This is a genomic window from Paenibacillus durus ATCC 35681 (assembly GCF_000993825.1).
Lineage (GTDB): Bacteria > Bacillota > Bacilli > Paenibacillales > Paenibacillaceae > Paenibacillus_AQ > Paenibacillus_AQ durus_B.
This window is the reverse complement of sequence record NZ_CP011114.1, coordinates 857,699-877,879: the sequence shown is the minus strand read 5'-3', so window position 1 is coordinate 877,879 and position 20,181 is coordinate 857,699. Positions and strand designations below refer to the sequence as shown.

At 54.0% G+C, this 20,181-nt stretch carries 18 protein-coding genes; 5 read left to right on the top strand and 13 right to left on the bottom strand.

Features of this window, described 5'->3' with window-relative positions:
• Positions 1–167: 167 nt before the first annotated feature.
• From VK70_RS03990 to VK70_RS03930, 12 genes are all read right to left on the bottom strand, one after another.
• Positions 168–1,526, bottom strand: coding sequence for an ABC transporter substrate-binding protein (locus VK70_RS03990; protein ID WP_025700104.1), 1,359 nt, complete (start codon positions 1,524–1,526; stop codon positions 168–170).
• 139 nt (positions 1,527–1,665) lie between these two features.
• Positions 1,666–2,502, bottom strand: coding sequence for a carbohydrate ABC transporter permease (locus tag VK70_RS03985; RefSeq protein WP_025700106.1), 837 nt, complete (start codon positions 2,500–2,502; stop codon positions 1,666–1,668).
• 39 nt (positions 2,503–2,541) lie between these two features.
• The gene (locus VK70_RS03980; protein ID WP_025700108.1) at positions 2,542–3,483 is read right to left on the bottom strand and encodes a carbohydrate ABC transporter permease; all 942 of its coding nucleotides are present in this window, start codon (positions 3,481–3,483) and stop codon (positions 2,542–2,544) included.
• A complete protein-coding gene (locus VK70_RS03975; RefSeq protein WP_046724067.1) occupies positions 3,480–4,847 on the bottom strand; it encodes an FAD-dependent oxidoreductase in 1,368 nt (455 codons plus the stop codon). The genes VK70_RS03980 and VK70_RS03975 overlap by 4 nt, the downstream gene beginning before the upstream one ends.
• Positions 4,848–5,194: 347 nt before the next feature.
• The gene (locus tag VK70_RS03965) at positions 5,195–6,736 is read right to left on the bottom strand and encodes an HAL/PAL/TAL family ammonia-lyase (protein ID WP_046722834.1); all 1,542 of its coding nucleotides are present in this window, start codon (positions 6,734–6,736) and stop codon (positions 5,195–5,197) included.
• Positions 6,729–7,835 (bottom strand): thiohydantoin desulfurase, encoded by a 1,107-nt coding sequence (locus tag VK70_RS03960; protein ID WP_025694047.1) that lies wholly within the window; start codon positions 7,833–7,835, stop codon positions 6,729–6,731. The genes VK70_RS03965 and VK70_RS03960 overlap by 8 nt, the downstream gene beginning before the upstream one ends.
• A 390-nt stretch (positions 7,836–8,225) precedes the next feature.
• Complete coding sequence (locus VK70_RS03955) at positions 8,226–9,890, bottom strand: thiourocanate hydratase (protein WP_025694048.1); 1,665 nt, start codon at positions 9,888–9,890, stop codon at positions 8,226–8,228.
• A 126-nt stretch (positions 9,891–10,016) separates the two neighbouring features.
• The gene (locus VK70_RS03950; protein ID WP_046722832.1) at positions 10,017–10,694 is read right to left on the bottom strand and encodes an ABC transporter permease; all 678 of its coding nucleotides are present in this window, start codon (positions 10,692–10,694) and stop codon (positions 10,017–10,019) included.
• The gene (locus tag VK70_RS03945) at positions 10,675–11,643 is read right to left on the bottom strand and encodes an ABC transporter ATP-binding protein (protein ID WP_233277762.1); all 969 of its coding nucleotides are present in this window, start codon (positions 11,641–11,643) and stop codon (positions 10,675–10,677) included. Before VK70_RS03945 ends, VK70_RS03950 begins: the two co-directional genes overlap by 20 nt.
• A 164-nt stretch (positions 11,644–11,807) precedes the next feature.
• On the bottom strand, positions 11,808–12,740 hold the full coding sequence (locus VK70_RS03940; RefSeq protein WP_025694051.1) for a glycine betaine ABC transporter substrate-binding protein: 933 nt from the start codon (positions 12,738–12,740) through the stop codon (positions 11,808–11,810).
• Between the two features lie 33 nt (positions 12,741–12,773).
• The gene (locus VK70_RS03935; RefSeq protein ID WP_025694052.1) at positions 12,774–13,415 is read right to left on the bottom strand and encodes an ABC transporter permease; all 642 of its coding nucleotides are present in this window, start codon (positions 13,413–13,415) and stop codon (positions 12,774–12,776) included.
• Between the two features lie 317 nt (positions 13,416–13,732).
• Positions 13,733–14,473: an IclR family transcriptional regulator gene (locus VK70_RS03930; RefSeq protein ID WP_025694053.1), complete on the bottom strand. Its 741-nt coding sequence runs from the start codon at positions 14,471–14,473 to the stop codon at positions 13,733–13,735.
• A gap of 324 nt (positions 14,474–14,797) precedes the next feature.
• Between VK70_RS03930 and VK70_RS03925 the strand changes: the two genes are divergently transcribed.
• The 5 genes from VK70_RS03925 to VK70_RS03905 all read left to right on the top strand — a co-directional run bounded on the left by VK70_RS03925 (position 14,798) and on the right by VK70_RS03905 (position 18,685).
• Positions 14,798–15,385, top strand: coding sequence for a TetR/AcrR family transcriptional regulator (locus VK70_RS03925; RefSeq protein WP_025694054.1), 588 nt, complete (start codon positions 14,798–14,800; stop codon positions 15,383–15,385).
• Between the two features lie 219 nt (positions 15,386–15,604).
• Positions 15,605–16,354: a 3-oxoacyl-ACP reductase family protein gene (locus VK70_RS03920; protein ID WP_025694055.1), complete on the top strand. Its 750-nt coding sequence runs from the start codon at positions 15,605–15,607 to the stop codon at positions 16,352–16,354.
• 52 nt (positions 16,355–16,406) lie between these two features.
• Positions 16,407–17,003, top strand: coding sequence for an NADPH-dependent F420 reductase (locus VK70_RS03915; RefSeq protein WP_025694056.1), 597 nt, complete (start codon positions 16,407–16,409; stop codon positions 17,001–17,003).
• Between the two features lie 129 nt (positions 17,004–17,132).
• Positions 17,133–17,534 carry an STAS/SEC14 domain-containing protein gene (locus VK70_RS03910; RefSeq protein WP_025694057.1) on the top strand — a complete coding sequence of 134 codons (402 nt, stop codon included), beginning with the start codon at positions 17,133–17,135 and terminating at the stop codon, positions 17,532–17,534.
• Positions 17,531–18,685 carry an MFS transporter gene (locus VK70_RS03905; RefSeq protein ID WP_025694058.1) on the top strand — a complete coding sequence of 385 codons (1,155 nt, stop codon included), beginning with the start codon at positions 17,531–17,533 and terminating at the stop codon, positions 18,683–18,685. The genes VK70_RS03910 and VK70_RS03905 overlap by 4 nt, the downstream gene beginning before the upstream one ends.
• Before the next feature lie 39 nt (positions 18,686–18,724).
• On the opposite strand, the gene VK70_RS03900 is transcribed toward VK70_RS03905, so the two are convergent.
• Positions 18,725–20,173, bottom strand: coding sequence for a sucrose-specific PTS transporter subunit IIBC (locus VK70_RS03900; RefSeq protein ID WP_025694059.1), 1,449 nt, complete (start codon positions 20,171–20,173; stop codon positions 18,725–18,727).
• Positions 20,174–20,181: the final 8 nt, after the last annotated feature.

The window sequence follows — 20,181 nt, the reverse complement described above, 5'->3', positions numbered from 1 at the left end:
GGTCATCCTTCTCCCAAAGAATCGTTCTACTGCCATTATAACCCCTGATTGCGCGCCAGTATGACATTCCAGTTAAAAAGTCCTGCAAAATCATGCCGCATGGCATGTTCGAAGCTTGCCTGCATTACTTTATCGGGGAGCAAAGCAGCTTATCAATATTCGGCTATTTACCGGTTGGCGGCGACTACCTTTTCGACTTCCGCCGTCATTTCCGCCTTGACTTCATCAAAACTGCGATTGTCGAGCATATAGCTGGCGAAGGAATTTTCAACAATCGTCTTGAGCTGGCTGCCGTAAGGAACGGTGAAAGCGCCCTCCGGTATTTTGTTGCGGCTGTCGAACAGGGTTTTCGCGAGCGAGTCGGTATCGATCAAGTTTTTGTTCTGGCTAAAAAATTGTTCCAGGAGCGCCTTGCCGTCGACATTTTTCAGCGCCGGAATTTCCTGCGTGTACTTGTAGGATTCCTTGGTCATCCAGCGGATGAAATCATACGCCGCCTGCTTGTGCTCCGACTTGGCGCCGATCGCCAGGCCCCCGCCGGAAATATTCGTCATCCCGACATCGGTCGCGTTCACGGAACGCGGCAGCGGCGCGTACACCATCTGAAAATCATGGGGGAATTTCTCCAGGTTAAGACCCGCCCGGACCGCGTAGCTCGGAACGGCCAGCATACTGGCTTTGCCGGCAAAAAACTGCTGCAGCACATGATAGTTCGAGGCCAGCACATCCGCGTAAGGCTCGGCGCTCTTGTCTTCCTTCTCCATGGCGCGGCGGAGGTTGAAGAAATAACTGAAGGACGGATCGTCGAAGATTGGCTTCAGGTCGGCGCTCAGCTGCGGATTCGGATGCTCGGTATACGCGATAATGTTCGCATATTCGCCCCAGGTATGGAAATAGGTCCCGTAATGATCCGGGGTCGTCAGCTTTTTGGCGTAATCGCGGAAGTCGTCCCAAGTCCAGCCCATTTCCGGAAGCTTAAGTCCGGCCTCATCCAGATGCTTCTTGTTGAAGACCGTAAACCACTGTGTCGCAGAACCCATCAGCCCGTAGATTTTGTTATCCAGCTTGAGCACCTTGAAATATTCATCCTCCGGCTTGATGCCCTCGGCCTCAAAATACGAGTTAAGCGGTTCCACAACTCCGCGCGAAGCCCGCTCCATCAACTCTTCCTCATTCCCAGTCATGAAAGCGTCTACATTTTCTCCGCCGGCAACGAGAACGTCCAACTTCTTCAGGAACTCCGTACTGTCGCTGTTCTGGACGAGCGAAATATATTCCACCTCCACCTTATCCTGCGACTGGTTGTAGGCTTGAACCGCCTGGTAAGTCGGCTCTTCCGGTTTATTGGATTTAAAGGTGTAAAATTTAATCTTTTCTTTCTCCGCAGGTGTACTCGTCTGGGTTGCCGCAGACGGATCGGCGGCGGTCCCTTTGTCGCTTGCAGCCGGAGTGTTCCCTCCCCCGGAACATGCGGTAACCGAGAACGTCAGCAGCAGGCCGGCCAGCCATAATGCAGGCTTCTTCATACCATTTCCCCCTTCATTCATTGGTGCAATTTAATTATACTACCCCGCCCCCGTGTACACCGTGTACAGTCTTGTGGTGCGGGCGTAGACATTTTTGACTTTGCTGCGGCGAAAGTCCCGCTAGGCCGGGACCCTTCGCTCATCCCTTGACCCCGCCGATGGAAATACCCTGGATCACCTGCTTCTGCAGCACCAGGAACAGCACGAGCAGCGGGATAATAGCCGCGAGCGAAGCCATCATCATCACTGAAATCGTGGTTCCGAACTCTTCCTTGAAGAACTGCATCCCGAGCGGAATCGTATACAGATTGGTCGAATTCAGCATGATCAGCGGCCCCTGATAGTCATTCCACGTCCAAATGAACTTGATGATGCCGACGGTAGCCAGAATGGGACGGCTCAGAGGAAGCATGACGCTCCAGAAAATGCGGTAGAATCCGGCGCCGTCCAGCTCAGCCGCTTCCAATAGATCGTTGTGCACCCCAATCATGAACTGCCGGAGCAAAAAGGTGAAGTAACTGGAGAACATGCCCATCAGAATGAGCGCGGCGTGCGTATCATACAGGCCCATTTCCTTGATCATGATATAGCGGGGAACGAGCGTCGCCTGCTCGGGGATCATCATAAAGGCCATCATCGCACTGAAGACGAGACCTTTTCCCGTAAATTTCAGCTTGGAGAGCGCATAACCGGCCATGGCGGAGACGATGAGCGTAGCCAGCGTGGAAATCAGGGCGATTTTGACTGAGTTCATATAGAAGAGGCCGAAGGAGACATCCCCCAGCCAGACGGTCTTGAAATTTTGGGCAAAATTCCAATCCTCGGGAATCCACTGAATCGGAAACGTCCAGACCTCTTTCTCCGTCTTGGCGGCGGCGGACATCATCCAGACCAGCGGCAGCAGAAAAAAGATCGATAGAGCGCCGAACAGCACCGTCAGCACGATAGGCCCAAGCTTGATTTTTCGTATCGTCATATGCGCTTATGTCCTTTCTTCGAGACTTCATTTCGAAACTTAATAATGCACCTTCCGGCTCTGGGTGATCCAGGTCAGTGAAGTTACAAGCATGATGATCAGGAACAGTACCCAGGACATGGCGGAGGCGTAACCCATCCGGAAGTGCTGGAAGCCTTCTTCGTAAATCTGGTATACAATCACCGTGCTGGAATAATTGGGTCCGCCATTGGTGAGGAACTTGATCATGTCAAATACCTTGAACGAAGAGATGGTGCTGGTAATTGCCAGAAAAAAAGTCGTCGGCCCGAGCAGCGGCAGCGTGATCCGCCGAAACTGCTGGATGCCGGTCGCGCCGTCGATCGTCGCGGCTTCGTAGAGCTCATCCGGGATATTGGTCATCCCCGCCATAAAAATGATGATCTGGTAGCCGAGCAGCTGCCAGATATAGATCACCATGATTGCAACGAGCGACCAGCTCGTGTCTACCAGCCAACGGGGCGGATCAGAGACGCCAAGCTGCATCAGGAGCTGGTTGAGCGGTCCCTTGGACGGATGATAGAGCGCCGACCACACCGCAGAAATCGCAACCGTTGAACAAATATAGGGAACGAAGAACGCTACCTTGAAATAATTCTTGAAGTATAGCTTCTTGTGGATGATCGCTGCAAAAATAACGCCCAACAGCATCGTGACCGGTACGGTGCCGGCAGTGAAGCCGATGTTATTCTTCAGCGCCTTAAGAAACCGGTCGTCCCGGAACAGCTCGGCAAAATTATCAAGTCCGATAAATTTGATGGCGGACAGGCCGCCGACCAGGTTCCACTCGGTCAGGCTGAGGCCCAGGCTAAAGACCAGCGGGAATACGGCGAGAACGAGCATGCCGATGACCTCGGGCGCGATGAACAGCCAACCGGCCAGCTGCTCGCGCCGCCGGCGGGTCCAATAAGTCCTCTTCTCCCTGGCGGCGAGCTGCTTCTGTACGGTTGCATGCTGGCTCATCTCGCATCACCCTTGCTTCCGGCGACGGACATTTCCGGCAGATAGGCCCCTTCTTCCCGCAGGCGTTGCCGCAGCCGGCCGACGTCGACCGCGTGCACATCACCGTCCACCGTGGCGGCGAGGGCTGCGGCCAATCCGGCGGCTTCGCCCATGGCGAGGCAGACCGGCATGACGCGGACGCTGCCGAGCACCCGGCGCTCGCAGGAGATGGACCGCCCGGCCACGAGCACATTACGCAGCCCGCGAGGCGTCAGGCAGCGATAGGGAATGCCGTGCGATTCGCCCGGCCCGTACAGCGTAATCGTCTGCGCCGAGCCCGCCTCGCTCTTCTCCTCCGTCTCGGTGCCGTGCACATCGATAAAATAGCTGTTGCGGCAGATCTCGTCCTCGAAGCTCCGGCGGGAGACGTAGTCATCCACCGTCAGCACATAGTCCCCGATGATGCGCCGCGATTCGCGGGTGCCCATCAGCGTGCCGGTGCTGGCAATGTAAGCGTTGCCAAAAGAAGCAGGGTGGATCTCAGCCAGCATATGGCGGTAGGCGGCGGCCAACTTTCGCCCCCGGATCAGCGCCCTGGATACGGAATGGGCATCCGTATTGTCCACCTGCCACAGATGGCCGGCGTTGAAGCCGACGGCGCGCGGCGCAATCAGATTGTTGCAGAGATGGGTGTCCGGCACGTCGGGGTACCGGCCTGAGGCGACCGCTTCATGAATTGGGCTTCGCGGGTTCTCCTTATGGAGAAGCGGCCCATTCATATATGCGTATTCGTCCACATTGCCGAGGATGAAGCAGTGGGTCGCCGGCTGGAGATCGCCGGTGGCGCTGTCGCCTTTCCGGTACTCCGCTCCCGCCCAAGCGGCGACATCCCCGTCGCCCGTGCAATCGATATACACCGATGCCCGGAACGCCTGCAGCCCGCCTTTGTTCAGGGCGACAATCGCCGTCACGTTTCCCTGCCCGTCCGTCTCCACCTCGGCCAGCGAGGTGAGGAACAGCACGTCGGCGCCCGCCTCCGTCACCAGATCGTCGTAGACGACCTTCAGCTTCTCCGGCTCGATCGGCACCCAATCAAGCGCCTCCGGTTTCACATGGGGCATTTGGGCCTTCAGCGTCTCGAACACCTTCTCCGCCAGCCCGCGATAGACCATTTTCTCCCTATCCGAGAACGGGCACCATGCCGGGACCAGCCCCGACGTCCCCATGCCGCCAAGACTTCCGGTGGCCTCGATCAGCAGCGTCTTTGCCCCTTCCCGTGCGGCCGACGCCGCGGCGGTGCAGCCTGCCGGTCCGCCGCCGACGACGATCACCTCATAGGAAGTATTCAGCGGGATTTCCCTGCTTTTCAATCTGTAGTTATCCATACGAGCCTCGCTTTCCCGGCGAATTCCCCGCTTCCAGCAGGGTCCGCCGCTTCTATTCGACCCCATTATAGCAACCGGCGGTCAAAAATACGGTATAGCTCTCATACCGGTTGGCGTGTATTTTTTTGACCTTGAGCCGGATTCTTATCCAAGCAAAAGACGCAAAAAAAGCAGGCGTCATCTGCCTGCGGCGAAGCATGTATGGGGTATGGCAACTTTTATTTACCAAGGTCAGCCCATAATAAAAAGAACCCATCGTATCTCCTTATGGAGTTACGGTGGGTTAGCTTCTTATGTCTTCAACAAGCCGTGGAATACGGGAACTTACGTCGATGCATCTGCGAGTGTCACTCGCCTATCGCCTGCCGCACCAATACTCCCCACTCCCCGTCCTTGATCAGCCGGTACGCCGCCTCGATATCCGCCGTCTGGATGCGGTCGGCATCCAGAAACGGCACAGCGGAGCGGAGCAGCCGGTAGGCTACCTCCGTTCCCCGTCCTAGCTTAACTCCGCCGCGCAGGTCAACGGCCTGCGCGGCATGAATGGCTTCAATCGCCAGCATATAGGTGAGCCGGTCAATGATCTCCCTTGTCTTGGAGACGACAAACGGCGCATTGGTTCCGTGGTCCTCGATATCTCCCGCCAGCGACATGTAATCGGCGGAGACCGGATTGCTCAGATGGCGGATTTCCGCATCCAGCGAAGAGGCTGTCTTCTGGACGGTGCCGAAGCCGATCGAGCGTTCCGCATCCGGCGTCAGAAAACGGCTGAGGCCGGTAAAGGCCGGGTCGCCCAGCTTGAGGATGCGGTAGCAGGAGCTTTTGGCGACATGATGCAGTGCGCTGCCGAGCATCTCGAAGCCGAGCGTCCAAACCACGGGATCAAAATTGGCGCAGGATAATATGCGCCGCTCTTCCGCCAGCACGCACGGATTGTCGTCCGGGCTGTTCAGATGAATCTCCAGCAGCTCCCGGGTATAGTCAAGCGCGTCGCGGGCAGCGCCGTGGATCTGGCAGGCATCGCGGAAGCTGAGCGGGTCCTGCAAGGAGTCCGGATTATACGCCTCCCACAGGCCGCTGCCGGCCAGATTTTTGCGGACATTCGCCGCGCTTGCAAGCTGCCCCCGGAATGGACGCTTGCGGTGAACGGCTTCGTCCAGCGGGCTGACATTGCCGCGAATCGCCTCCAGCGACAGGGCGTACACCGTATCGGCAGCTTCCAGCAATCCGGCCAGATCATGCAGCGCCAGCGCGCCGTTTCCGGCGGAGAGCGCATTGGAACTGACGATGGCCAGCCCGTCCTTCGGCCCCAGCCGCAGCGGAGCCAATCCAAGCTCCGCGAGCGCCTGCATGGCCGGCAGGCGGCGTCCGCCAAGCTGCGCCTCCCCTTCCCCGATCATCGCCAGGCCCAGGTGGGCGATCAGGGTGATATCCGCAGCGCCTACTGACCCGCGCAGCGGCATAACGGGGTGAAGCCCCAGGTTGAGGAAGTCGGCGTAGCGCGCAGCGATTTCCGGCTGCGAGCCGGTGGCTCCTGAGAGCAGACCGTTCAGCCGGGCGAGCATCGCCGCCCGCACCACCTCCTCCGGGGTCTCGGGCTTGATTCCCGCGCTGTGGGACAACAACAGGCTGCGGTTGTAATTTTCATACAAGCCAGGAGAAATGACTTTGTCCTTATTCCAGCCTACGCCCCGGTTCAACCCGTATACGGGCAGTCCTTCCTCCGCCAACTCGAAGATCACTTGTCGTGCCTTCTCCAGCCGTTCCCAGGCGCTCGGCGCGATTACAACCTCCCGGCGGTCCCGGGCAACGCTGTCCACGTCGGCCACACGAAGACCGGTTCCGTCCAGCACCAGAGCGCCGGAGACCGGGCGGCTTCTCTCAGGCATGAACCTGCTGCTCCTTACTGAAGGCGTAGCTCTGGAGGTCGATCCCCAGCACCTCTTCCACTTCGGGATAGACGCTCGGGTCCTTGACACTGGAACTAAGAGGAACATTCGATTTATCGATGGCAAACACGGCAATCTCCTGCCCTTCCTTCAGATCCCCCACACTGACCGGACGGCCTGTGGCCAAATCGATGGTGGTAATGACATCGGGGAAGGTAGTCAGCCGTGTGCCCGACCGGTCGTCCACCGCCATATATTCGTTCATCACGTGCAGGGTCAGCGAATCCCCTGGAATTTCCACTTCAATTGTGCCGATATCAAAAGCGCCGGAATAGTGCACATTTTTCTTCGTTACCGTACCTTTGCCGACAATCTTACCCTTCGTATGGCGCACAATTGTGTCAAGTACCGCCTCCGCGCCGTCCGGCTCGGCCTCAAGGATTGCCCGTCCCAGCTCAATCGCAATCGAGATGCCGCCCAGCGCGGCATGCTCCTTGATATATTTTGCCGGGAGCGGGTGGCGCGCCGCAGCGATGAAACCGCCGGCCATGTCCGACGCCGTCCGGAGAACGTTCGAGGTCCGCGCCGGGGTCCCTTTGACAACCAGCTCAATGTAGCTGCCCAGCTCCGGCTTGCCGCCGGCAACCGCCTGAACCGTCTCATAATCAATGGACGAGGCGAGGCCGAGCGAGCCCATTTTGCCGGTGGGATGGGCGCGGATGTCCCCGGTGGCGTCCACAACGACCAGGCCGAGCGCGGCCGCAGGCAGCCAGCCGTTGATCGTGCTGGACATGCCGTTCTGCGGCGTCATGACGCCGGCAATTTTGCCGTCATAGTGGTCGATGACGAGCTGCACGGCCTTGATATAATCCTTGCCGAGCATCTGCCAGTCCCGGCCCGCCGGTGCACCGATAGCTGTGCACGTCAGAATAATGGCGTCTTCCGGCAGCTCATCGACCGACACCAGCTTCGGACGGCCCAAGCTGAGCGCGGCGTGACCGATTTCCAGACCGTGGTCCACCCAGCCGCCCCCGCCGCTGGCAAATACGGAACCGCCTCTAACCGCAGCGTTTACATCATCTCTCGTTAACTCTCTCATTTATCCCAGTCTCCTTCTGCGGCAAGCCGGGCGCAGCGGCACGAAAGGCATTCATGCGCCTATTCTATATAAGCTGAACTTAAGATTTTCCCATCAGATACCAGTCGCAACTACGAGGAACGTTTGGACTTCCGGCCGCTGTTGTCCCCAGATTTCTTAATTAAACCGCTATCCGCGGGTGAAATCCGGAGACAGCTTATGCTTTCGAAGCGAGCTTTCCTTCGGAAAGCTTTCGGCCGATCGCTATCGCTCCTACAGTTCCAAACTTCCCCTTCGTTACTCCTTGCTCTGATTACATTTTTCAAGTTCATCTTATATAGCGCTTTTTTCGGCTCGCCGCCGTTATTTTTTGCAAATGTATCCGTAGGCCAACTGTCATCCATACAACGATTAGTCCGCCAAAATCTCTTCGTTCCTGCCGGTATCGATTCTTGCGATTCCCTTGCGTTCCACCTCGTCCAGCGACTCCTCGTATCCGGCATCCGCATAGCGCAGCACGCCCAGTCCGGTATCGTTATCAAGGGCGGTCCGCAGCCGCAGGTCGCTTTCCTCCTTGCCGTCGGCGACAATGGTGACGCCGGCGCTCGTCATGTACCCCGCGTAACCACCGCCGCCGGAATGAATGGCCACCAGATCGGCCATGGAAGAGCAGTTCAGCATCGCGTTCAACAGCGGCCAATCAGCAATCGCATCGCTGCCGTCCTTCATCCGCTCGGTCATAATGTTCGGGTGGGCCATGGCGGCCGCATCCAGATGGTCGCGCGAGAACGCCACCGGACCGCTCAGCTTACCTTCGCGAACCATCGCATTCACGGCCAGCGCCAGTCTGCTGCGGTCCTGATGGCCGAACCAGCCGATCCGGGCAGGCAGTCCTTCGACCGGTACGTGAACGTTCGCCAGCCTGATCCAGTTCGACACGATCTCGTTGTCGCTGAATTCGCGCAAAATATATTCATCAATGGTCCGGATATCCTGCGGGTCGCCGCTGAGGGCGATCCAGCGGAACGGGCCGATGGCCCGGGCGAACAAGGGCCGCAGGAAGGCTTCGGTGAAAATGTCGATGTCAAAAGCATTGGCGACGCCATACTTCACCGCCTGCGAACGGATGTTGTTGCCGTTGTCGAAGACGACCGAGCCGCGTTCCTTGAATTGCAGCATCGCTCCGACCTCGGCCGCAATTGACGCTCCAGCGGCATCCTGAAGTCCGGCCGGGTCCGTCTTGCGGGCCGCCGCCGCAGTAGCGGGGGTATAGCCTCTCGGAATATACCCGTAGAGCAAATCATGCGCGGAGGTCTGGTCCGTCACAATATCCGGCTGCACCCCGCGCGCCAGCAGCTCGGGATAGACGTCGGCCGCATTGCCGAGCAGGCCGACCGACAGCGCCGCTCCGCTGCTCTTCGCTTCTTCGATCCAGGCCAGCGCTTCGTCCAGGCTTGCGGTCTTGCGCTGCAAGTACCCCGCCGCAATGCGCTTGTCTATCCGTTCCTCCGCGACCTCCACGCATAAAATCGCCGCGCCCGCCATCGTTCCGGCCAGCGGCTGAGAACCGCCCATACCGCCAAGGCCGGCGGTCAGAATGAAACGGCCCTGCAAGCTTCCGCCGAAATGCAGGCGGGCAATGCTCTGGAATATTTCATACGTTCCCTGAATAACGCCTTGGGAACCGATGTACTGCCAAGCGGCAGCGGTCAGCCCTCCCCAGATGATCAGGCCCTTGTCCTGCAATTCATAGAAGTTCTCGCTGGTCGCCCATCGGCCCACCAGATTACAGTTCGCCATTACAACGAGCGGGGCCTGGCGGTGCGTGCGGAAGATGCCGATCGGCTTGCCCGATTGAATGACCAGCGTCTCATCCTCTTCCAGATTCTTCAGCGTGTCCACGATGGCTCTATAGGACGGCCAGTTCCGAGCCGCTTTGCCCAATGAAGCATAGACGATAAGCTCCTTCTGGTTCTCGCCGTTCTCCAGTACATTCTCCAGCATCCGCAGCAGTGCTTCCTGCCGCCACCCCTTGCAGCGAAGTTCTCCTCCTCTTGCCGCCGTAATTCTGCCCATGGCTATCCCATCCTTTCTGTTTCAATTTCTCTCCGCGCTTAAAAATTTGCCCGTCAGCCAGTCCCAGAACAGATTACAGTCTATATCAACCGCAGCGCTCACATTCAGTTCACTGTCCCCCGGCTTTCACGCCGCCTCCGTTTTTCCCAAATGCTGTTCACCGCGTGCCCGTTTCATCGCCCGTTTTTCAAAGAATAATAGAATCCGGTTGGCGATCAGGGACAGGGCCGAGGCCAGAATCGTTCCCCAGACAATCTTGTATGCGAAATTCATACGCAGACCGTCAAACAGCAGCGTACCCAGACCTCCCGCTCCAATCATGGCCGCGATCGTCGCCATCCCGATAGAGGAAATAACCGCCAGCCTGAGGCCGCCGAGCAAGGCAGGCATGGCGAGCGGCAGCTGCACTTTGAAGAATAGCTGCGAAGCGCTAAGACCCATCCCTCGCCCCGCCTCCAGCAAGAACGGATCGACCGATCTAAAACCTGCCAAAATATTTCTCACCAAAATAAATTGGGTGTAGACGACCAGCACGGTAACGGCTGTGGGTATGCCAAGCCCGAGAAGCGGGATCAGGATCGCAAAGAAGGCAAGGCTGGGAATAGCGTATAGCGCTCCAAGCACAGCCAGTACAATCGTTGACAGCTTGTGCGAACGATAGAGTGCTAGACTTAGCGGCATGGCGATCAGGAGCGAAATAAGCAGTACAAGCGTAACGATTTGCAGATGCTGAAGCGTCATTTCGAGCATTTTGTCACCATATTTGGCGAAGTAGGCCAGAAAATCAGCGATGGATTGGAGCATGAATGTTCACCTTCTCAGCGTTTCGGCTTGGGCTGTCCGTCTGCACCCTGTCAGCTTGGGATTGCAGCAGCCCGTTTAACTGATCCCAGACGATTTCACCGACCGGCCTACCGTCCGCATCCGTCACAATGATCGATTTCCGGCCGCTTTCAAAAAACTTGGACAGCACACTGTCGAGAAACTCGTCCCTGCCGATATAGATATCCGAATCATCCGGGGCTCTTGTTAACGGCTGCGCGGCGGTTTCTGCTTTCAGAATCTTCAGCCGGTTGATGATATTCTCGGAAGCTACCAACTGCGCAACAAACTCATTGGCCGGATGAAAAAGAATATTGTACGGCGTGTCAAACTGCTGAACTTTCCCCTGGTCCATAATGATGACTTTGTTGCCGAGCTTAAAGGCTTCATGAATATCATGCGTGACAAAAAGTATCGTTTTGTTCAGTTTCTTCTGAATGCGGATCAGTTCATCCTGCAAATTCTGTCTTGTGATCGCATCGATCGCGCCGAACGGCTCATCCATCAGCATGACCTGAGGATCGGCAGCCATGGCCCGCGCCAGCCCGATTCGCTGCTGCTGCCCGCCGGATAGCTGTGAGGGATACCTCTTCCGGTAGCTCTCGCCCGGCAGTCCCACCAGTTCCAGCAGTTCGTCCACGCGGGCATTGATTTTCTCCTTGCTCCAGCGAAGAATTTTGGGCACGGTCGCGATGTTGTCCGCCACGGTCATGTGCGGGAACAGCCCGATTTGCTGGATGACGTAGCCGATTTTTCTCCGGTAGTCCTCCACTTTCAGCTTTTTGATATTTTCGCCATAGAAGCGGATTTCGCCCGAAGTGCTTTCATGGATCCGGTTGACCATTTTTAGCAGCGTGGTTTTCCCGGAGCCGGACGTTCCAAGTATCGTGACAAAATCGCCCTCATTTACGGTAAGACTGACACCTGACACGGAGTCGGCCTCCGCATGGGGGAACCTTTTTCTTATATTTTTAAATTCAAGCGCTATCCTGCTCACCGGGATCAACCCCTTTCTACCTAAACAACCGCCAAGAAAAAATGAAAACCACTACCCGGGTCGATACGTGGTTTTCATTTCCTATTGGGTTCGTAATCTTATTTGTCCGCTGCCGCTTTCACATCAGCTTTGATGGTCTCGAAATAGTCGCCTGCGACTTCTTCATACTCTTTCTTGTCGATATCGACGGCGGCGTTGAGCTTGATAATCGTAGGGTTGTCAAGCTTCGCCGACACGGCGTTCAGTACGTTCGCCACCTTCGGCGAATCCTTTATTACGCTCTCTCTGACCACTGGCGCCACATAATAAGGAGGCCACAGATGTTTGTCATCATCCAGCACGACGAACTGCGGATCGACCAGCGAGCCCTCTGTCGTGTACGCTACGGCCAGATCGGCTTCGTCATTTTTAAGCACCTGATACTTGATACCGCCGTCATAGACCTTTGAGGATTTGAAGTTGAACTCGCCGTACACTTTTTTCAGGCCGAGCAGTCCATCCTCGCGTTGGTCAAAAGAACCGTTGGAAGCATATCTGATTTTGTCCGCATTCTTCTGCAGATCGGAGATCGTCTTGATGCCGAATTGATCCGAAGCTTTCTTGGTGATAACCAGACCTTGCGAGTCATTGATATTGGCCTGGTCGAGCACGTCGAGCTTGAACTTGTCTTTGTACTCGGCGGCAACCTTGTCGTACACTTGCTTGGCGTCAAACAATGCCGGTTCCTTCAAAATAACCGTTAACGCCGTTCCGGTATATTCCGGGTATAAATCGATGCTGCCTTTCAGCAGCGCCTCGTGAGGCCCTTGCCCGCTGATGTTAAATTCTCTCTTCACCGAAAATCCGTTGTCTTCGAGCGCCTTTGCGTAAATCTCGGCAAGAACCAGTGACTCCGTGAAATCTTTGGAGCCTACCGTAATTGCCGGGCCGCTTGCGTTTCCCTTGGAGCAGCCGGCGAGCGAGAGCAATGCAGAAAGGACGACGATAGCCAGTAGCGAAGTGGTGAATATGGACTTCAAGGATTTTTTCATATGGATTTTCTCTCCCCAACTAAAAAATATTTATCAGTTCAGCCACAAATGTCGCGTAAGTCTCTTCTGGGTAATGGCTAGAATGACGTCCGCCGCTATGGACAGGATCGCTACCGATACCCCTCCGACAAGTAAAATGGCTGTACTCGGCAGCCGGAGTCCGATGATGATCAGCTCCCCAAGACCGCCGGAGCCGATGTAAGCGGCCAACGCTGCGCTCGCAATCACTTCCACCGCAGCCGTTCTTATTCCCGTGATAATCATGGGAAAAGCAAGCGGAAATTCAACCGTGAACAGAATCCTGCGCGGGCTCATCCCCATCCCTCTGGCCGCCTCGATAACCGAAGGACTGATCCCAGTGAAGCCAATGCTTGTGTTGATCAAAATCGCCGGAAAAGCCAGCAGCGTCAACGCAAATATGGCGGGAGCCAGCCCTGTTCCGAGTACCGGCATCATCACGACGAGAACGGCGAGGCTCGGAATCAGACGAAGAATGTTAAACAGTCCCTGGACCGGCTGGGACAGCTTCAAAAACTTGGCGCATAACACTCCTAAAGGAACAGCGATCAATATGCCAATGGTTACAACCGCAAGACTGATGCCGATGTGCGTCAGCACAGCTTTAAGATAGACGTCGTGATTCTTGGACAGATATTCGAGTATCTGATCAATCAATCCGGGTCACCGCCTTTAAAATAAAATGGCGAAAGCAGAAGGTGCCGCTTGCCGCTTGACGTCGGAGCGTCGACATCGCCCGGTTCCCGGGATTTTTACACGAAGAGGCAGGATGAATTTCATAGAAGTGGAACACCTCACAAATATGTAGTATTCAAATCAATTTAATATGAATTAGGGTGAAGATAAATCACAACACCATGAGATGCATGTGTATTTATTAACATATGATAATCGAAATCCGCATTTCAATATTATTATTCATTACATCATTTTGTCAACTATTAATTCTAGTATTTTCATCGGAATTCCAAAAATCAATGTACAGCCCCCATCCGCCGCGACAATTCGGCCGCAGCCTGCTTCACCGCTTCAATAATAACCCCTTCCCGTTCCGGGCTGCAGCGGAAGCTTGGACCGGCCACGGACAGGCTGGCTACCGCATGGGCATGACCGTCCGTTATCGGGGCGGCGATGGCGAATACATCGGGGTCCACCTCTCCCTTGGTGATGATATAATGATGAGCCCGGGCCGTTTCCAGCTCCGCCTCAAGACGCGCTCTGTCCTCGGCACTCTCAATGGTCTGAAAAATCCGCTGAGCGACCTTGTCACTCTCAAAAGCTAGGATACATTTACCGGAAGCGCCCAAATGCAGCGGCAGAATGCGTCCATTCTCGATGGAGAACTGGATCAGGCTGTTGCTTTTGACATTCTGGATGCACACGGCATTATTGCCGGTCCGCACGAACAGCACCGACGTTTCCTGCACCTTCTCCGTCAGCTCCTCCATAATCGGCAGCGCCAGGGGCAGCAGGTCCCGCTGAAACTGCAGGTTGAGGCTCCTTGCCAAATCCAGAATCCGCAGCCCCAGGGCGATCCGGCTTCTCCCCCTTCTCTCCACTATGCCGTTCTGCTCCAGCGTCTGGAGAAGCCGATACGTGGTACTCTCCGGTACCAGGACCTTCTCGGCAATCTCGCTGACCGTAAGCGTATCGCCGGCTTCCGCCAAAGCGAACAGGATATCCAGCGCGCGGCTGAGCGTTTGTGTTCCGTTCATTTTTTGCACCTTCCAACGACTCCTCTATTGTCCATTGCAATCATACTGACGACTTTGAAAAAAAGACCTCCCGTATCCGGAGGCCGCAATTAGAGTTAAATTATCACTATTGTATCAATCAGCGAACAGGTTGTGAATATCCATGGGGCATTGGAGCTTTAGAAAAAGCCACAAACTTCTGTTTCCGCCATGCCAAGCAGCGCCCAATCCGTTTTGAGAGGGTATGTTGACATCCATCCTGCCGCGTGATATTTTTCATATATGTACCGAACGTTCCAGAATAATAAGCGGAGTCCATCCGCATCCAATAAGGAGGAAATCATTATGGCAACAGGACGGCCGCGCACCTTCGATAATACCGAGGCACTTGAGCGTGCGCTTCAGGTGTTTTGGGAAAAAGGTTATGAAGGCGCCTCCCTCTCGGATTTAACCGAGGCGATGAAGATTAACCGGTCAAGTCTTTATGCCACTTTTGGCAGCAAGGAACAATTATTTAACCAGGCGCTTGATCTTTACTTTGAAGGTCCGCCGAAGCTGACAAGCGCGGCTTTTAACGAACCGACAGCCCGCGCCGTTGTCGAAAAGCTCTTGAATGTTACTGCCGACTCCGTAACAAATCCTTCTTACCCGAAGGGTTGTCTGACCATTCGCGGAGCCATTGCTTGCGGAGAAGACGCGGAAGTGATTCGTCAAGAGCTTACTTCGCGCCGGGTAGAGACGGAAATGGCTTTGCGCCGTCGCTTTGAACAAGCGAAGTCTGCCGGCGATCTGCCTGCAGGCTCTAACCCGGCGGCGCTTGCCCGCTATATCATGACCGTCACCGAAGGAATGTCCATCCGGGCTGCGGACGGCTCAACCCGCGATGAATTGCAGGATGTGATTGAACTTACGATGCAAGCTTGGCCCTCGTAAACCGCCCCTTACCCCGCTTATATCTAAAACGCGGCATTCATCATCGGAACATGCCCTCATCGAACAATTGATGGGTATGCACGTTCCCTTGATGAATGTTTTTTTATTTTTTCACTTTTTTTATTTTCCCTCTTGACAACTCGTTTCCCCCAAGGTTATATTTAGCACATAGTTTTGAACCGATCGTTTCAAAACAAAAAACTTGAGGAGGTTTTTATAATGACAACAACAAATTCTTTATCTGGAAAAGTGGCACTGGTAACTGGAGGGTCCCGAGGTATTGGAGCAGCCATCGTAAAACGGCTGGCAAATGACGGCGCGGCAGTAGCTTTCACCTACGCAAGCGCGCAGCAAAAAGCGGAAGAATTGGTAAAAGAAATTGAAGCGGCCGGCGGACGCGCGCTAGCTCTTCAAGCAGATAGCGGAGACGCCATCGCTGTGAAAGGCGCGGTTGCTGAAACGGTAAAAGCCTTCGGCGGCATTCACATTCTCGTGAACAATGCCGGACTCGCAAACTTGAAGCCCTATGATCAATTCGCTATCGAAGAATTCGACCGCATGGTTGCCGTCAACGTTCGCGCCGTGTTCGCGGCGGTGCAGGCGGCAGCCCCTCAAATGGGCGAAGGCGGCCGCATCGTCAATATCGGCAGCATCAACGCCGACTTCAATCCGTTTCCGGGCAACAGCCTTTATGTGATGTCGAAGGCGGCTGTCGCCGGACTTACCCGGGGTCTCGCCCGCGACCTGGCTCCACTCGGCATTACCGTCAACAACGTGCAGCCGGGACCGACCGACACCGATATGAACCCGGCTGACGGTCCTTACGCCCCGGTTGTCTCCGGCATGATTCCGGTCGGCCGCTACGGTACGGGCGCGGAAATCGCCGACATGGTAGCTTATCTTGCCACTCCGGGAGCCGCTTTTGTGACTGGCGCAACCATTAATGTAGACGGCGGAACCACAGTCTGATTCTTGGTCCAAACTTGAAAAATAAAAACCCAAATTTGAGAGGAGAATTACGATGTCTATTGGAATTATTGGCGCAGGTGAAATCGGGCAAGCATTTGCCAAACAAGTCGTTAAAGCAGGTTATGAGGTGCTCCTGAGCAACAGCCGCGGACCGGAATCGCTTGCGCCGCTCGTAGCCAAACTTGGAGGTAAGAGCAAAGCCGTTACCGTTAAGGAGGCCGCAGCCGCCGATATTGTGTTTATTGCCCTGCCTTGGAAGCATCTGAAAGAAGCGGTTGCCGATTTGCCGGCATGGAACGGACGTATCGTGATCGACGCGATGAACCCGATTATTACTCCCGAATTCATCGTGGCTGATCTTGGAGGCAAAACGTCGAGTGAGGTGGTTTCGGAATTGGTTCCCGGCGCAAGGGTGGTCAAAGGATTCAATACACTGACTCCCGCTGTGCTCGGCTCTGACCCGCAAATTGTCGGACACCGCGTCATCTTCATATCCGGCGACGATGCCGCCGCCAAGGCAGAAGTCACCCGCATGAATGACAAAATCGGATTCGCCACCATTGATCTGGGCGGTCTCGCTGACGGCGGCAAATTGCATCAGTTTCCGGGTGGCCCCCTCCCTACACTTAACCTGATCAAATTGCCGTAAGTCCCATCAGATACGGGGGCCTTAGGGACAACAGGCTATCTGGCGCGGCTCACAGGCAGAGCGTTCCTTGGCCCCCATACTGCTGAAGGTTACATTTTTTAATAAATGATCAAATGGAGCGTGAGAGCTATGATGTATTATGAGTCCCCTCAAGCCGAGATTTCCTGGAATGAAGCGCAGCAAATCGTTGAACTTACATGGAAAGCTTTTGCCCAAGGCGAGCAGTTTCGTACCGCTATGGATAAGGTAGTGGAATTAGCCGGAAAAATGAATGGCAGCAAAGTGCTGTATGACAACCGCAAGATGTCGGTCATTAGTCAAGAGGATCAAGCCTGGGTTTCCCAAAACTGGGTGAAACGGGCATCGGACATCCAATACTGCGCCGTCATTGGGCCGGAGAAAGTCGTCGCCAAATCAAGCCTAAACCGGATTGTCGGCACCATCGACGAGTTCCCGTACGAGTTGAAGTTTTTTCAGCATAGGGAAGCTGCGGTTAACTGGCTGGCAGAAATGAGGCATAAAGTCAGATGAGAGCTTATATGTATTCTGCCATTATCGCGTTCGGACTGTTCAGCATCGTCAACACGGAATTTGGCGTCATCGGCACGTTTATACAAATTAGCGAGAAGTATCAAATCAGCGCTTCGCAGACCGGTATGCTCGTAAGTTTGTTTGCGCTCACGATTGCGATTTTTGGCCCGTTCATGACGCTGCTGTTCTCAGGGTTTAACAAAAAACGGATCATGGCCTCCGTGCTTGCCCTTTTTGCCATCGCCAATCTTCTGTCCGCAGTCGCTCCTAACTTTTCGGTTCTGCTGATCGTCCGTATCCTGCCCGCTTTTCTTCACCCGGTCTATTTCTCACTGGCTTTCGTAGCCGCAGCAAGTTTTTTTCCAAGCGGACAAAAGAGTAAAGCGACAGCCTATGTATTTACCGGAGGTACGGTGGGAATGGTTCTGGGTGTACCGTTCACCTCTTTTATCGCGGATCAATTTTCACTTGAAGCCTCATTCTTGTTCTCCGCCGCTCTGAATCTGATCGCGCTAATCAGTCTGTTGATCTCGGTTCCAAGCATGCCGGTAACGGCAAAACTATCCTATAAAAAGCAGCTCGGCGTACTGGCTAAACCCCAGCTATGGCTGAACATTGCCACCGTCTGCTTGACCATTTCGGCGATGTTTGCGGTATTCAGCTATTTTGCCGAATATCTCGGACAAATTACAAAGATGAGCGGGAAATTAATAAGCACCATGCTAATTCTGTTTGGAGCAAGCGGTGTGCTGGGAAATTTGCAGGCAGGGCGATTGCTTAGCAAGCATGTTGTCAAAACGACCGTTCTGTATCCTGCTGTATTGGCCTTAACGTATCTGATCGTATTCTGGGGCGGAGCTTACTTCATTCCAATGATGATCATCGTAATTGTATGGGGATTCATTCATACCGGGGGCTTTATTATCAATCAGAACTGGTTAGCCTCCGAAGCATCGGAAGCGCCGGAATTCGCCAACAGCCTGTTCGTCTCTTTCTCGAATTTGGGCATTGCGATCGGTACGGCTTCAGGAGGCCAGTTCTTGTTGCATATGGGCACACATCAGATCATCTGGGGCGGTTTAATGTTTCTGGCGCTTGCGGTAATCGGGATGGTTGCGAAAATAAAATGGTATGGCATCCGCAGCGTTTAACAAGATGGTCGTTTGGTAGAGTGAATAAAATCGCGATGCTTAAGAAGCGATTTTATTCACCCGCTTTAATTCTGTATTCAGTTTTTTTGATTTTGACAAAATGATCGTTATTACAAATCCCGATACAAAAGAAATCAAGACGGCAATTAAAAAGTTCAGCACACTGCCAGCTTGAATACTGACAAACCCGATCAGTCCAGCTGGTCCGGGGGCTGCGTTTAAAATGTGATTGAATGCTACAAAGGCACATCCAAAAGCTGAGCCGATCATAGCGGCATAAAATGGATATTTCATTTTCAGGTTAACGCCAAACATTGCGGGTTCCGTAATGCCAAGCAGGGCGGAAATTCCGGAAGAAACCGCAATGCTTTTCATTTTTTCGTCTTTTGTCAGCAGCATGGCCGCAAATGTCGCGCCTCCCTGGGCAACATTATTGCATGAAACAAGTGCCAGTAAAAACGAACCGCCAGCAGCAATTAACTGAATGTCAATCGGAAGAAGACTATGGTGCATACCCGTTAATGTCAAAGGAGATAAAATCAATCCAAAAACGGCTCCACCAAAGAAACCAAGTGTATCATACAGCCAAACCATTCCATCAGCCAAAAGATTCCCGGCAGATCTCATTATAACGCCAACTACAGTAAACGTAAGAAAGCTTGTGATAAATACCGTTAATAACGGAGTTAATAAGTTATCAAGAAAAGACGGAACGATTTTACGTAAATTTTTCTCGACTCGCGCCAGGATAAATGAAGCAGCTAAAACAGGAAACACGGTTCCTTGATAGCCCACTTTTTCAATTTCAAGTCCAAAAACATTCCATACCGGCACTTTATTATTCAAAATAGCTTGCCCGTATCCATATGCATTTAAAAGATCCGGGTGCACCATGATCATTCCCATGACAGCTCCTAAATAAGGGTTTCCTCCGAACATTTTTGTTGCGGAAAATCCTATTAATATCGGCAGGAACACAAACGCTGCATTAGCAAACACATTGATCATGTTCGCAAGATCGGTTATGTTCGGGTATACATCAACTAAAGACCTGTCTTTGAAAAATAATCCGCTGGATGTTAAAACGTTATTGATACCCATCAATAAACCGGCGGCTACCAGTGCCGGGATAATCGGGACAAATACGTCGGACAACAATTTCACCAGTCTTTGGACCACATTCATTTTATTGTCGGCTTCTTTTTTAACCTCATCTTTACTAGATTCTTTAATACCTGCTAATTCAACAAAAGCGTGGTACACTTCATTGACCGTACCAGCACCGATAATAACCTGATATTGTCCTCCATTGCTGAAGTGGCCTTTTACAAGATCAATATTTGACAGTTCTTCTGCCTTGACAGTGGATTCGTCTTTTAACACCAACCGAAGGCGGGTCGCGCAATGCGCAGCACTGATAATGTTCTCAGATCCGCCAACGGCAGCTAGAATTTGCTGTGAAGCTCGTTCGAATTTGTGGTTAGTCATTATTCTGA